Source organism: Aliarcobacter lanthieri (assembly GCF_013201625.1).
Classification (GTDB): Bacteria; Campylobacterota; Campylobacteria; order Campylobacterales; family Arcobacteraceae; genus Aliarcobacter; species Aliarcobacter lanthieri.
In genome coordinates, this window is record NZ_CP053839.1 from 2,038,911 (window position 1) to 2,052,704 (window position 13,794).

General features: G+C 26.7%; 15 protein-coding genes. 11 read left to right on the forward strand and 4 right to left on the reverse strand.

All coding sequences use genetic code 11. The features are described from left to right. The first annotated feature begins 1 nt into the window (after nucleotide 1). From purQ to argS, 6 genes are read left to right on the forward strand one after another with little or no spacing between them, the layout of a single operon-like run. Nucleotides 2–673, forward strand: a complete 672-nt coding sequence (gene purQ / locus ALANTH_RS10280) for a phosphoribosylformylglycinamidine synthase subunit PurQ (protein WP_026808396.1) — start codon at nucleotides 2–4, stop codon at nucleotides 671–673. A gap of 25 nt (nucleotides 674–698) precedes the next feature. Beyond that, on the forward strand, nucleotides 699–1,766 hold the full coding sequence (locus ALANTH_RS10285) for a hypothetical protein (RefSeq protein ID WP_026804121.1): 1,068 nt from the start codon (nucleotides 699–701) through the stop codon (nucleotides 1,764–1,766). Next, entirely contained in the window at nucleotides 1,753–2,439 is a 687-nt protein-coding gene (locus ALANTH_RS10290; RefSeq protein ID WP_026804122.1) for a lysophospholipid acyltransferase family protein, read from the forward strand. The genes ALANTH_RS10285 and ALANTH_RS10290 overlap by 14 nt, the downstream gene beginning before the upstream one ends. Beyond that, the gene (crcB, locus tag ALANTH_RS10295) at nucleotides 2,429–2,815 is read left to right on the forward strand and encodes a fluoride efflux transporter CrcB (RefSeq protein ID WP_026804123.1); all 387 of its coding nucleotides are present in this window, start codon (nucleotides 2,429–2,431) and stop codon (nucleotides 2,813–2,815) included. The genes ALANTH_RS10290 and crcB overlap by 11 nt, the downstream gene beginning before the upstream one ends. A 60-nt stretch (nucleotides 2,816–2,875) precedes the next feature. Continuing rightward, nucleotides 2,876–3,115, forward strand: a complete 240-nt coding sequence (locus tag ALANTH_RS10300) for a twin-arginine translocase TatA/TatE family subunit (protein WP_026808395.1) — start codon at nucleotides 2,876–2,878, stop codon at nucleotides 3,113–3,115. A gap of 10 nt (nucleotides 3,116–3,125) precedes the next feature. Further along, nucleotides 3,126–4,715: an arginine--tRNA ligase gene (gene argS, locus ALANTH_RS10305; protein ID WP_026808394.1), complete on the forward strand. Its 1,590-nt coding sequence runs from the start codon at nucleotides 3,126–3,128 to the stop codon at nucleotides 4,713–4,715. 14 nt (nucleotides 4,716–4,729) lie between these two features. Here argS and ALANTH_RS10310 read toward each other — a convergent pair whose 3' ends face one another. Further along, complete coding sequence (locus ALANTH_RS10310; RefSeq protein ID WP_026808393.1) at nucleotides 4,730–6,070, reverse strand: DUF4885 family protein; 1,341 nt, start codon at nucleotides 6,068–6,070, stop codon at nucleotides 4,730–4,732. A gap of 99 nt (nucleotides 6,071–6,169) precedes the next feature. Here ALANTH_RS10310 and ALANTH_RS10315 point away from each other — a divergent pair, with 99 nt between their 5' ends. Next, complete coding sequence (locus ALANTH_RS10315) at nucleotides 6,170–6,862, forward strand: hypothetical protein (protein ID WP_026808392.1); 693 nt, start codon at nucleotides 6,170–6,172, stop codon at nucleotides 6,860–6,862. Between the two features lie 175 nt (nucleotides 6,863–7,037). Here the strand turns inward: ALANTH_RS10315 and rsfS are convergent, their stop codons facing one another. Genes rsfS through ALANTH_RS10330 form a run of 3 tightly spaced genes read right to left on the reverse strand, consistent with a single transcriptional unit; the run spans nucleotide 7,038 to nucleotide 9,883 of the window. Further along, nucleotides 7,038–7,364: a ribosome silencing factor gene (gene rsfS / locus ALANTH_RS10320; RefSeq protein WP_026804127.1), complete on the reverse strand. Its 327-nt coding sequence runs from the start codon at nucleotides 7,362–7,364 to the stop codon at nucleotides 7,038–7,040. Further along, nucleotides 7,357–7,905: a nicotinate (nicotinamide) nucleotide adenylyltransferase gene (nadD, locus tag ALANTH_RS10325; protein ID WP_026804128.1), complete on the reverse strand. Its 549-nt coding sequence runs from the start codon at nucleotides 7,903–7,905 to the stop codon at nucleotides 7,357–7,359. The genes rsfS and nadD overlap by 8 nt, the downstream gene beginning before the upstream one ends. A gap of 49 nt (nucleotides 7,906–7,954) precedes the next feature. After that, entirely contained in the window at nucleotides 7,955–9,883 is a 1,929-nt protein-coding gene (locus ALANTH_RS10330) for a flavin monoamine oxidase family protein (RefSeq protein ID WP_026808391.1), read from the reverse strand. Between the two features lie 149 nt (nucleotides 9,884–10,032). Here ALANTH_RS10330 and gap point away from each other — a divergent pair, with 149 nt between their 5' ends. From gap to fabI, 4 genes are read left to right on the forward strand one after another with little or no spacing between them, the layout of a single operon-like run. After that, nucleotides 10,033–11,031, forward strand: coding sequence for a type I glyceraldehyde-3-phosphate dehydrogenase (gene gap, locus ALANTH_RS10335; protein WP_026804130.1), 999 nt, complete (start codon nucleotides 10,033–10,035; stop codon nucleotides 11,029–11,031). 8 nt (nucleotides 11,032–11,039) lie between these two features. Then, entirely contained in the window at nucleotides 11,040–12,242 is a 1,203-nt protein-coding gene (locus ALANTH_RS10340; protein ID WP_026804131.1) for a phosphoglycerate kinase, read from the forward strand. Further along, nucleotides 12,242–12,952 carry a triose-phosphate isomerase gene (locus ALANTH_RS10345; RefSeq protein ID WP_026804132.1) on the forward strand — a complete coding sequence of 237 codons (711 nt, stop codon included), beginning with the start codon at nucleotides 12,242–12,244 and terminating at the stop codon, nucleotides 12,950–12,952. Before ALANTH_RS10340 ends, ALANTH_RS10345 begins: the two co-directional genes overlap by 1 nt. Then, nucleotides 12,952–13,776 (forward strand): enoyl-ACP reductase FabI, encoded by an 825-nt coding sequence (gene fabI / locus ALANTH_RS10350; protein ID WP_026808390.1) that lies wholly within the window; start codon nucleotides 12,952–12,954, stop codon nucleotides 13,774–13,776. Before ALANTH_RS10345 ends, fabI begins: the two co-directional genes overlap by 1 nt. The last annotated feature ends 18 nt before the right edge of the window (nucleotides 13,777–13,794 follow it).

Consider the following 13,794-nt stretch of genomic DNA (forward strand, 5'->3'; position numbering starts at 1 on the left):
TATGAAAGTAGCAGTTCTACAATTTCCAGGAACAAACTGTGAATTCGATGCAAAATACGCTTTTGAGAAATTAGGTTGTGAAGTTTTTGTTATTTGGCATAAAGAGACAAAACTTCCAGAAAATATTGACTTAGTAGTAGTTCCAGGTGGTTTTTCTTATGGTGACTATTTAAGAAGTGGAGCAATTGCTAGATTTGCAAATATTATGGAAGATGTTAAAAAATTTGCACAAAATGGTGGAAAAGTTTTAGGAATTTGTAATGGTTTTCAAATATTACTTGAAGCTGGATTATTACCTGGAGCAATGAAAAGAAATGATACTTTACATTTTATCTCTAAACATCATAATTTAAAAGTAATAGACAATAATAATACATTTTTAAAATTGTTAAATGTAAATGATGTTGTAAATATACCTGTTGCACATCATGATGGAAACTATTATATTGATGAAGTTGGATTAAAAGAGTTAGAAAAGAATAATCAAATTTTATTAAAATATTGTGATAAAAATGGGAATTTAGTAAATATGAATGGTTCTGTTTCAAATATTGCTGGAATTTGTAATAAAGAGAGAAATATTTTTGGACTTATGCCACACCCTGAAAGAGCTATTGAAGAAATTTTAGGTTCAACAGATGGTGTAAATATGCTGAAAGGCTTTTTAAAATAGAGTAATTTCTCTATTTTAATCAATTATGAAAAAAATACTTTTACTCCTAACAGTTTTTTCTATCTTTGCTATAAATTTATTTGGAGCAAAAAATTTATATTTATCTTACACAAAAATTCCAACTAATATACATAAAAATCAGAAATTTGAAATAAAAATTGAAGCATTAGTAACTACAAATAATTTTACTGATTTGAAAACAAATTTTTCTAACTCTTCAAATATTGAAATTTTAAATCCAGATTCAAAATGGAAAGCAATTTCAAATGATAGATATACAAATAGCTACTATTTTAAAGTTAAATCTCCAAAATTTTCATTGCCTACATTTAATGTTAGTTTACTAAACTTAGATGATACTATTGATTCAAGTGCATTAGAAGTTCCAACTATTAAATTTTCAAATATTGGAAAAAGTGATGAAAGATATGCAAATATAATCGCTGAAAATATTATTGTAAAAGCATATAAAACAAGACAATATAACAATAATGATGCTCTTACAATTATTGATATTGATGCAATTAACTCCAATTTAGCTGATTTTTCTTTAAATAATATTGAAGAACAAGGAGTTTCAAGTTTAAAGGAATGGGAAAACATAGAAAATCTTGTTTATTATTTCGTAACTCCAATTTATCAAAAGAATTTGGTTTTCACATATTTTAACTCTGTTTCAAATAGCTTTAAAGAAATAAAAATACCACTTGTTTTACAGAATGAATTAGTAAGTACACAAACTGATTTAAATCCAAATGATTCAACTTTTGAAAAATATAAAAAAATAGCAGCAATTGTTGTTTTTGTAATTTTCCTAATTTTATTTATTTGGAAGAGATGGAAAATTTTATTAATTCTTACTTTAATTTCATTAATTTTTGCTGTTCTTTATAATTTACCAAATCAAGTTGGTATGATAAAAAAAGATTCTCTTGTATATATTTTGCCAACAAAAAATTCAACTGTTTTTTTTAAAGCAGATAATGATATGAAAGTAGAAATTTTAGAGAAAAAAGAGCATTTTATAAAAGTTTTATGTACTGAAAATGGCTTTATTGGTTGGATAAAGGAGGATAGTTTTGAAAAAAATTAGAGGTTTAATTGTTTTTATTCAATTTTCTATAAGTGTTGCTATTGTTGTATTATTTATGTATATTCTTAGAAATCACACACATAAAGTAATTAAGATTTGGATGAAAGTTCAAATGTTTTTCTTAGGAATCAAACTAGTACAAGAAGGCACACTAGATGAGAGTTGTGATTTAATAATTATAAATCATCAATCTATGCTAGATATTATAGTAATGGAACATATTCATAGTAGACACATTGCATGGGTTGCTAAAAAAGAGATTACAGATTTATTCTTTTTTGGACATATAATTAAAGCACCTAAAATGATAAGTGTTGATAGAGAAAACAAAGCTGGACTTATACATCTTTTAAGTGAAGTAAAAGATAGATTAGAAAAAGGACGACCTATAGCTATGTTTCCTGAAGGGACAAGAAGTGATGGAACTTTTATGGGAGAATTCAAAGCTGGAGCAAAAATGGTTGGAAATAAATATAATTTAAAAGTTCAACCAGTCGTTATGTTTAATACTAGAAACATTATAAACTCTCAAAAAATGGAAGCATCTCCAGGAGTTGTAAAAGTTATATATTTAGATCCAGTTATTGCTAGTAAAGATAGCTCTTGGTATGAAGATACTGAAGTTAAAATGAGAGAAGTTTTTGAAAAAGAGTATAAAAACTATGTTTCCTAATTATCAAATCATCCTTGCCGTTGGAGTTGGTGGAGCATTAGGCTCTATTTTGAGATATTTTACAGTATTTTTTCAACAAAAGTATTATCCCGTTGATTTTCCTCTAGGAATTTTAATTGTAAATTTATTTGGTTCATTAATAATTGGATTTTTGTACATATATTTCTCATCTTACATTGTTTCAGACAATATCAGATTTCTTCTAATAACTGGTTTTCTAGGTGGTTTGACAACTTTTTCCACATTTGCATTAGATAATTATCTACTATATCAAACTTCATTGAACCTTGCAATATTAAATATTTTAAGTAATTTATTTGGTTCAATTTTTGCTGTTTTTATAGGTGTTAAATTAGCACAAATAATCTTTAAATAGAAAATTTTTTAAGCAATATGAAGTTATAATATTTGCTATATCAAAAATAAAGGATAAATTATGGGTATGCCAAGTGGAATGCAATTGTTAGTAATTGTTTTAATAGTACTAATTTTATTTGGTGGTAAAAAAATACCAGAACTAGCTAAAGGTTTAGGTAGTGGAATTAAAAACTTTAAGAAAGCTGTAAAAGAAGATGACGATGAAGTTGCTACAGCTACAAAAGTAGATGAAGTTGAGAAAAAAGCTGAAGTGAAACCAACTTCAACAGAAGCTAAACCAGAATCTAAAGAAGCGTAAGAGAACAACATTGCAAAATTTAGTAAAAGAGTATATAGAAAATATTTTACAAACAAATATTGTTTTAGAAAAGCCAAAAGATATTTCTTTAGGGCATTATGCAACTCCTATAGCTTTTAGTTTAGCTAAAGAGTTAAAAAAATCTCCTATGCAAATTGCTGATGAGATAGTTGTAAAACTTGAAAATAAAGATTTATTTGAAAAAATTGAATCTGTAAAAGGTTTTATTAACTTTACACTATCAACAAAGTTTTTACAATCTTTAGTTGATATTGCATTAAAAGATGGTAGTTCTTTTGCAAAAGAAGATAAAAAGAATGAAAAAATATTGCTTGAATATGTTTCAGCAAATCCAACTGGACCATTACATATAGGACATGCAAGAGGAGCTATATTTGGTGATTCTTTAGCTAGAGTTGGAAAATATTTAGGATATGATATTACAACGGAATATTATATAAATGATGCTGGAGCACAAATGGACTTACTTGGGATTTCAGTAAGTTTAGCAGCAAGAGATTTTATCTTTAAAGAAACTGTAGAATACCCTGAAAGCTACTACCGAGGAGAATACTTAGTTGATATTGCACACCAAATTATCGAGAAATTTGGAAAAGATATTATCTATGATAAAAGTAGATTTAAAGAATTAGCAATATTTGCTAAAGATATTGTAATGCAAATAATTATTAAAGACTTAAAAGATTTAGGTGTTGAATTTGAAAATTTTGTATCTGAAAAATCTTTATATAGCTCTTGGGATAATACAAAAGATGTTTTAGAGAAAAATGGTTCTTTATATACAAAAGATGAAAAAGTATATCTTCAATCAACAAAATATGGTGATGATAGTGATAGAGTTGTTGTAAGAGAAAATGGAATTCCTACATATCTTGCAGGAGATATAATATACCATAAAAATAAATTTGATAGAAATTTTGATAAATATATAAATATTTGGGGCGCTGATCACCACGGATATATCACAAGAGTAAAAGCTGCTATTGAATTTTTAGGGAATGACTCTTCAAAATTAGAAGTTATTTTATCTCAAATGGTACAACTTTTAAAAGGTGGTGAACCTTATAAGATGAGTAAAAGAGCAGGAAATGTGATCCTTATGTCAGATGTACTTGAAGAAATTGGTAGTGATGCTTTAAGATTTGTATTTTTAACTAAAAAAAGTGATACTCACTTAGAGTTTGATATTGATATGTTAAAAAATCAAGATTCATCAAATCCAATTTTTTATATAAACTATGCACATGCAAGAATAAACCAAGTTTTTGTAAAATCTGGTATCTCAAGTGATGATATAAAAAATATAAGTTTTGAAAACTTAAATAATGATGCTTTGAATTTAGTGTATGAAGCCCTACTTTTACAATCGATTTTAGTTGAAAGTTTTAATAAAAGAGATATACAAAAAATTACTGAATATCTATACAACTTAGCTTCAAGTGTACATAAATTTTACAATGAACACAAAATCATAGGAAGCGATGATGAAAAAACATACTTAAAAGTTTTAAGTATGGCAAAACTAAGCCTAAATGTAGGATTGGAACTACTTGGAATAAAAGCAAAAGAGATTATGTAATCTTTTTTGTTTTTTTATTTTTTTATCTCTTTATATTTTTCTAAAAGTTCAAATATTTTATATGTAAATTCATCATCTTTTCCTAAAAAATATCTTTGCATAAGAAGTGATTTTAAAAAATCAAAGTTATTTACATATTTTTTAGTATCATTTTTCATAAATTCTTCAATTTCAAGATTATGTTTCAAAGCAAATAAATCAGCTTCTCTTTTTTCTTTGTCTTTTTTTTCTGATAGTTCATCTGTTTTATGTATTTCTTTGTAAGTTTGTGTTGTTGAAGTTTCCAAATTATCTATCCAATCTCTTTTTTCTAAACCAAAATTTTCTTCTTGCCCTATATCATAAAAACTTCCATTTTTATAATCAATTGAAAGTATCATATCAGAAACACTATCAAATCCATTTTTTGCTAGATTTGATAATTTATCTCCAAAGAAGTCTATTACAAGTCCTTTATGCTCATCAGGAATACTATTATCACTGAATATTCCTTGCTTATATATTTCAAAAACATCTATCCCCTCAGGAGTTAAAAACTTTCCATTCGAATTTTCTAAATCTCTTAAATCATAAGATGTTATTTTTTTAACTTCATGAAAAACTGACTGCTTATCAAAGTTTTCATTATTTAACTGTTCATTTTTATATGGAGAATAACTTTGATAAATATGAAAAAATAACTCTTTTGAATTATTAGCTGTATTAAGTGTATCTTCTATTAGATTAGTTAAATTTATATCATCTAAACCACTAACACTTACTTTATAATTGTAAGGCTCAATAGTAAAATTTATATTAACATCTTTTGGAATTTCTATACCATATCTATTTAGTAAATTTTGAAATTGATCATTTACTCTATCTCGATCAAACTCTTTTTTTCTTGCTTGATCTACCATTGCATTTATTGATTTCATATCTTTAATAACATAATCTTTTAAAGAGTAGGTAACATTTTTTCCATCCAAATAGTTTGTTTCTTGTTTATAAGCAATTTCCTTTTCTATCGTATTCATATGTTTTGCATAATATTCATATTTTGGATTATTATATTTATTCCATATATGTTCTTTTGGATTTGAGAATTTTTTGTTATCTTCATTTGTTTTTTTATAATGCTCTTCTAATACTATATTTGTAGCTTTTTTTTCTGGATGTATATAACTATTGTCATAAGCTTTTATAAATGTAGTTTCTTCCAAAGATGATAGTTTATCTAAAGTATTTAGTGTATTTTTGTTGATATTTAAAGATATAGATTCTGAGTTCTTAATTTGTTGTACATCATTTTGAGATACTTTTATTCCACTATTTAATGAACTAAATTGTTGTATTTGATTTGTATTTATTTTCATAAATCCCCCAATATTTCTTAAAATAATATTATATGATTATTATGTTTAAGATTATAATAAGAATAATCATATATAAGAAGTTATTATGTTTAAATTAAAATGTTTTCAAAAATCTATTTTGGCTATTTTATTTGTTTTTTTAATTACAACAAAGCTTATGGTGTAATTGAAAATAATACAACTTTTGATACTGCTTATCCATTTGGATATTGGTTTATGAATCCTTCTGGAACAACATTAATGAAAGATGGAGTAACAGATGCTTATTACAAATTTACAATAAATAAAAATGATAAAGTATTTATTAAATTAGGATTTAACCCAGAATATTTAAATAGCGGTTTTAGTATTCAATTAATTAGATATGATAGAGTTGAAAAAACAGGTCTAAAATCAGATATCAAGGATTCAAATACCAATTATCCATTTATTTATGATAAATTAGATGAAAAAACAAATGAAGAAACATTTTTTATAAAAGTGAGTAGGACAAATCCAAATGGAATAGCAATTTTTTCTATAGGAATTGATGAGAGAATAAAATCTTCTAGTGGCACATATTTTTTTACTGGAACAGCATCAAATCTTGGGAGTCAGGATATTTATAATCAAAGATATGTTGAATCATCTACTATTTCTATCAATTTAAGAGAGAACAGATATTATTATAAAGACTATATTTATACATCAAGTGATAATACTAATGCGCAGGTGCCAGAGCAATTCATTATTTATCTTCAAATCAAAATTATACTTGGTATTCTGGTGCAGGTGGTAATTTTTATCCTATAGAATTAAATAATAATTTAGCTTTTAAAAGTATTTGGAATTTTAAATATAGTAACAATTCACCTTTTTCTAATTATAGGAGGAATTTTAAAGCTACTATTTTTTATCAGTATGATTTAACAGATGGGTTCTGATTAAAATAAAGAAGGATAAAATAGTTTATCCTTCTTTATTTTTCTTAATTTTTAGGTTTTTGAAAATCTTTTAAAAAGTCTTCTATATTATATTTTTCTCTATATTTTTCACTCATTAAATGAATAAAAATATCCCCCATATCAACAACTGTCCAATTTTCATCTTCATCAACTCTTAAAAACTCTTCACCTTTTGGTTTTAACTCTGTTTTTAAATTATCCAAAAGTGCAGATCCATGTCTTGGATTTAGTGTTGTTGCAATAACAACATAATCAACTAAATATTCTTTGTCAGTTAAATCAAAAACTTCAATATCGACTGCTTTTTTATCATCTAAAATATTTTTAATATTTTCTACTCTACTACTCAATTTTTCTACCTTTTTGTAAATTTAATATATCTTCTTGTATTACTTCTGGAACAAAATTTAAATCAATTTGCTCTCTTAAATTTGTTGAACTAATATCAATATTTATATCTAAAATTTTAAAATCTTCTATATTTTGATTAAATCCAACTCTTGTAACAACAACAAACTCTAACTCTCTTTTTAACTCTTCTATTTTATACCATTTATGAAGATTTCTTACATTATCTTCACCAATTATAAAATATATTTTTGAAGGTTTATATAAAGATTTTATATAGTTAACTGTATCATAAGTATAACTTACTTTATCTCTTTTTATTTCATAGTCACAAATTTCTACCTTCGTAAAATCTGCAAAAACCTTTTTTAATAATTCAAACCTAATTTTAGGTTCTAAATAAAAACTACTTTTAAAAGGATTCAAATATGTTGGAACAACTATTAGTTTATCAATATCCAACTTTTTCAATGCAACTTCAACGATAGTTTTATGTGCTATATGAACGGGGTCAAAACTGCCACCAAAAATTGCAATTCTCAATTATTTAAAACCTTATATTTTATAATTAAATATTATATCATTATTTAATTTAGTCTTTTATTTCATTAACAGCTCTATGAGCTTGGTCTATTGCTGCATGCATATAAGCTTGCCAATCTGAATCTGAATTTGCAATAGTTATATTTCCAAAAGGCTTTCTAGCCTTTTTAATAATTTTTTCACTTTCTTCTTCATCATCAAATAAAGAATTTTCTGAATAAGCATAACAATGTCCCCATCTGTTTAATACTATTCCTAAAATATCTTTTTCGTGATTAAATCCACTATCTCCTAACATATCTTGAAGTTGTTTTCTTATAATTTTTTCATGTTCTTCAAAACTCATAGTATATAATTTACTTCTACCTACTCTAGCTATTGATCTAGCATCCATTCCTTCAAAATCCAATCCATCTTGTGCTGCAAAAACTAAAGGAGAACAAGACATATGCAAACAAATTGGTTTATTTGGATCTCTTGGATGTCTATATACCCCAATATCTACTGGATAATCAAGTTTAACTCTAGCATAAGGCATCTTTGGTGAATAAAACTCATGAATTCCTAATTTCTTAAAAGTTTGCCAATTTTTTATAATAACTTTTGTATGAATTAAAGATGTTTTAACATTTTGAGATAAAGCATCTTTTTGTTCTGTAGGTAGTGTTGGGATGATATATGGAATCATACTATTATAATTTGCCATAATAACATTTTTTGAATCTACTCGGTACATCTTCTGATCTACAGCATTCATATAAATAACTTTTGCACCTTTTTGTGTATTTTCAACATTTATAACAGTACTTCTCAATCTTAATCTTACATTATTTGAATCAATATCTAATTTTGAATAATCAAATTTAGTATTTATAATACTATTCATATCAGACATTCCACCAGCAGCAATATTTGGGATTAGTTTTTTTACCATTAATCTTGCTACACTAGAATTTCCATCAGGGAAATGATAAATATATGGTTCTTCCATTTCAGCTAAATCATCCCCCTCTATTGGATCTAATCCCATATTATCAAATCCTGGTAAATAACACATTCTAGCATCACTACAAGAAGTTGCATCTATACCTAGAGCTAAGAAATCATCTGTTGAACCTTCAAAATATTTTATAGCTTCATCTGATAATTTAACTTTTTCTCTTAAAAAAGATTTATAATTTGTTTTATTAAGATATTCTTCTTTATCCTCTTTATTCATATTTTCTAAATAATCTTTCGGATTTTCAAAAAGTTCAATTAAATCATTTTTATCTTTTTGTGATAATGGAAACTCATTTATAAAATCTTTAAGTGGTTTACCATTTAATCTATCTTTTGGAATATCATCACAAACAACCTGTCCTGGATTTCCATTTACTATCTTTTTTTCACCGAATATATCTTTTGAAAAATATACACCTCTACTAAGACCCAAATCAGGATAAAAATTTACATTAAATTTTTGTGCTAATTTATCTATGTCTATATTTAAAGAATTAAGAAGTTTTATTACATTTTCTGAATATAAGTGCTTTGGTGATTGAAAACTTTCACTTCCCCCATATCCTAAAATCATTCCACCTTCAAATTCTATCTCATTTCTTCGGGCATGCCCTCCAAAATCATCATGGTTATCAAGAATTAAAATTTTTTTATCTCTTCCAAACTTTTCTTGATAAAAACAAGCTGCAGCTAATCCACTAAGTCCAGCTCCTACAATAACTAAATCATAACTCTCTACTTTTTTTACACTACTATAATCAAATTTTTGACCATCTCTCAACATATGAGCAAACTCATATGCTTCATCTGTACTTCCTCTTAATCCTTGCCATTTTGGAGGATAATACTCTTTTAAATCTATTGCATCTTTTATACTTCTTTGATCTTTTATTTCACCAGCTAAAAGCAAATCTAATGGAGTCATTCCAGCCATAATAGTTAATGCTACTCCATTTAAAAAATCTCTTCTATCCATTTTATAACTCCTTAATATTAAGTATAAAAATAGTGTGACTAATAATTAAATTTTTAAATTATTTTATACTTTTTATTTTACAATTAAATATTATTATAGCAACTTTTGGATAAAATATTTATCGTTTAGATTTTTAACAAAGGGTAAAAATGGCTATTAAAGTTGCAATAAATGGTTTTGGAAGAATAGGAAGATGCGTAGCTAGAATTATAGCTAACAGAGATGATATTGAATTAGTTGCTATAAATGATACAGCAACACCTGATATGCTAGAATATATTACAAAATATGATACGGTTCATGGAACTTTTGATGGCGATGTAAAAGTTGAAGATGGGTATTTAAAAATGGGTAAAATCAAAGCTAAACTTTACTCAACAAGAGATGCTAAAGAACTAACTTTCACTAAAGAGTGTGGAGCAGAAGTTATTTTAGAGTGTACTGGTGCATATTTAACAAAAGAAAAATGTCAAGTTCATATAGACAATGGTGCTAAAAAAGTTGTAATGAGTGCACCAGCAAAAGATGATACAAAAACTTATGTACTAGGCGTAAATGAAAATACTTATGCTGGAGAAAACATAGTTTCAAATGCTTCTTGTACTACAAATTGTTTAGGACCAATAGCAAAAATCATTGATGATGCTTTCGGAATTGAAAAAGGTTTAATGACAACTATTCACTCTTATACAAATGACCAAAATATCTTAGATGTAAAACATAAATCAGATAAAAGAAGAGCAAGAGCTGGAGCTTCTAATATGATACCAACAAGTACTGGTGCAGCAAAAGCCATGAAGCTTATTATGCCTCAACTTGAAGGAAAACTTCATGGTCAAAGTGTAAGAGTTCCAACTCCAAACGTTTCAATGGTAGATGTAAACTTTTTGGTTAAAAAAGATACTACAAAAGAGGAAATAAATGCTTTATTTACTCAAAAATCAAAAGAGTTAGCAGGTATTGTAAGTGTTGATAATGATATGTTAGTATCTAGTGATATTATTGGTAATACAAATTCTACAATTGTTGCTTCAGATTTAACTCAAGTAATTGGTGGAAATATGATAAAAGTAATGAGTTGGTATGACAATGAATGGGGATATTCAGCTAGATTAGTTGACTTAGCTGTTTATGTAGCAAATAAATAAGGCAAAATATGAAACTGCAAGAGATTAAAAATATAGATATTAGTGGTAAAAAAGTATTTATAAGATGTGATTTTAATGTTCCTGTTGATGAGGATAATAATATTACAGATGATAGAAGAATAAGAAGTGCATTAAATACAATTAGATTTTGTATAGATAATGATTGTTCAGTTATTTTAGCAAGCCATTTTGGAAGACCAAAAAGTGGTTTTGAAGATAAATATTCACTTGCTCCAATAGCAAAGAGATTACATATTCTATTAAAACAAGATATTAAATTAGCTCCAAGTGTAGTTTGTAATGAAACTTTAAAAATGGCAAAAGAATTAAAAGCTGGTGAAATACTACTTTTAGAAAATATGAGATTTGAAGCTGGTGAAACAAAAAATGATGAAGAATTATCAAAAAAATTAGCTTCAATGGCTGAAATTTATATAAATGATGCTTTTGGAGTTTCACATAGAGCTCACTCTTCTGTTGAAGGAATAGCAAAATATTTTGATATGGATAGTAAAGCAGCTGGATTTTTACTAGCAAAAGAGATTAAATTTTTTCATCATATAGTTGAAAACCCAAAAAGACCATTTGTTTCAATAGTTGGTGGTTCAAAGGTGTCTGGAAAACTTGAAGCTTTATATAATCTCGTTCCAAAAGTTGATAAAATTATCATTGGTGGAGGAATGGCATTTACATTTTTAAAAGCATTAGGGTATGAAATTGGTAAATCTCTAGTTGAAGAAGATTTAATACCTGAAGCTTTAAAAATCATGGAACTTGCGAAACAAAAAGATACAAAATTATATTTACCAGTTGATATTGTTGCAGCTGAAGCTTTTGATGCAGAAGCAATAGCAAAAATTGTAACTATACAAGAGATGCCAAAATCTTGGATGGGATTAGATATAGGTCCTGCAAGTGCACTTTTATTTAATGAAGCTTTAGCAGATGCAAATACTATTTTATGGAATGGACCAATGGGTGTTTATGAAATGGAAAAATTTGCAAAAGGTAGTACAAAAATATCTCATGCTGTGGCTAGTTCTTATGCAACAACAGTTGTTGGTGGTGGAGATACTGCTGACTTAGTAAGAATCACTGGTGATGAATCTGATATGACATTTATATCTACTGGGGGTGGAGCTTCTTTAGAATTAATAGAAGGAAAAATTTTACCAGGAGTTAAAGCATTAGTTATAGAGGAAGATAACTAATGGCAATAATAGCTAGTAACTTTAAAACTAATCATACTAGAAAAACAACAGCTATATTTATTAATAAATTAAATGATTATCTTTTAAAAAATAGTATAAAAAATGAAGTTATTGTATTCCCTACTTCTACTTCACTTGACTCTTTTAATACTGTTTCAAACCTTGTAATAGGAGCACAAAATGCTTATGCAACATCAAGTGGTTCATTTACAGGAGAAATAGGTACTTTTCAATTAAATGAATTTGAAATTAAAACTATTTTAATTGGACATAGTGAAAGAAGACATATTTTAGGAGAAACTCAAAAACAAATTTCAAAAAAATATGAGTTTTATAAAAGTTTAGGATATAAGATTATTTACTGTATTGGTGAACCTTTAGAGGTAAAAAATTTAGGATTAGAGAAAACTTTAGAATATATTTATGAACAATTTTTAGGAATTGACACAAATTATGAAAATCTAATTCTTGCATATGAACCAGTTTGGGCTATTGGTACAGGAGTTACTGCTACAAATGAAGATATCAAACAAGTTCATACAGCAATAAAACAAAAGATAAATAAGCCTCTTTTATATGGTGGAAGCGTTAAAGTAGAAAATGTAAAAGAGATTTGCCAAATTGAAAATGTTGATGGAGCATTAATAGGGACTGCTTCATGGATTATTGAAGATTTTATACAAATAATAGAAAATACAAAGGATTTATAATGTTGATGAAAGGTAAAAAAGGTGTAATTTTAGGTGTTGCAAATGATAAATCAATTGCTTATGGGATTGCAAAAGCTTGTGCAGCACAGGGTGCTAAAATAGCTTTCACATATCTAAATGATTCACTAAAAAAAAGGGTTGAGCCAATAGCAGATGAATTTGGTAGCAAAGATTTAGTTTATCCTTGTGATGTTTCAAATCCTGAAGAAATAAAAGCATTAAAAGTTTCTTTAGAAAAAGATTTAGGAGAAATAGATTTTATAGTACATTCTATTGCTTTTGCTCCAAAAGAAGGACTTAGTGGAAGATTTCATAATATTACAAGAGAAGCATTTGATATAGCTATGGATATATCAGTTTTCTCACTTATCGAAGTAACAAAAGAATTAAAACCACTTTTATCTAAAAATTCTTCTATCTTAACTTTATCTTATTATGGTGGAGTAAAATATATTCCAAACTATAATCTTATGGGAGTTGCAAAAGCAGCTTTGGAGATGACTACAAAATATCTAGCTGAAGATTTAGGACAAGATGGTATAAGAGTAAATGCTATTAGTGCAGGTCCAATTAGAACTCTAGCAGCCGCTGGAATTAGTGATTTTAGATTTATGCTTAAATGGAATGAAGCTCATTCTCCATTAAAGAAAAATGTTACTATTGATGAAGTTGGTAATTCTGGTATGTATTTACTTAGTGATTTAAGTAGTGCTGTTACAGGTGAAATACATTATGTTGATAGTGGATTTAATATCATGGGAATGCCTGCTGTTGATTTTTCTGGAGATAAACCAACAATTGCATGGAATGGTACAGATAAATAAATATTAGTTTTAAGAAGG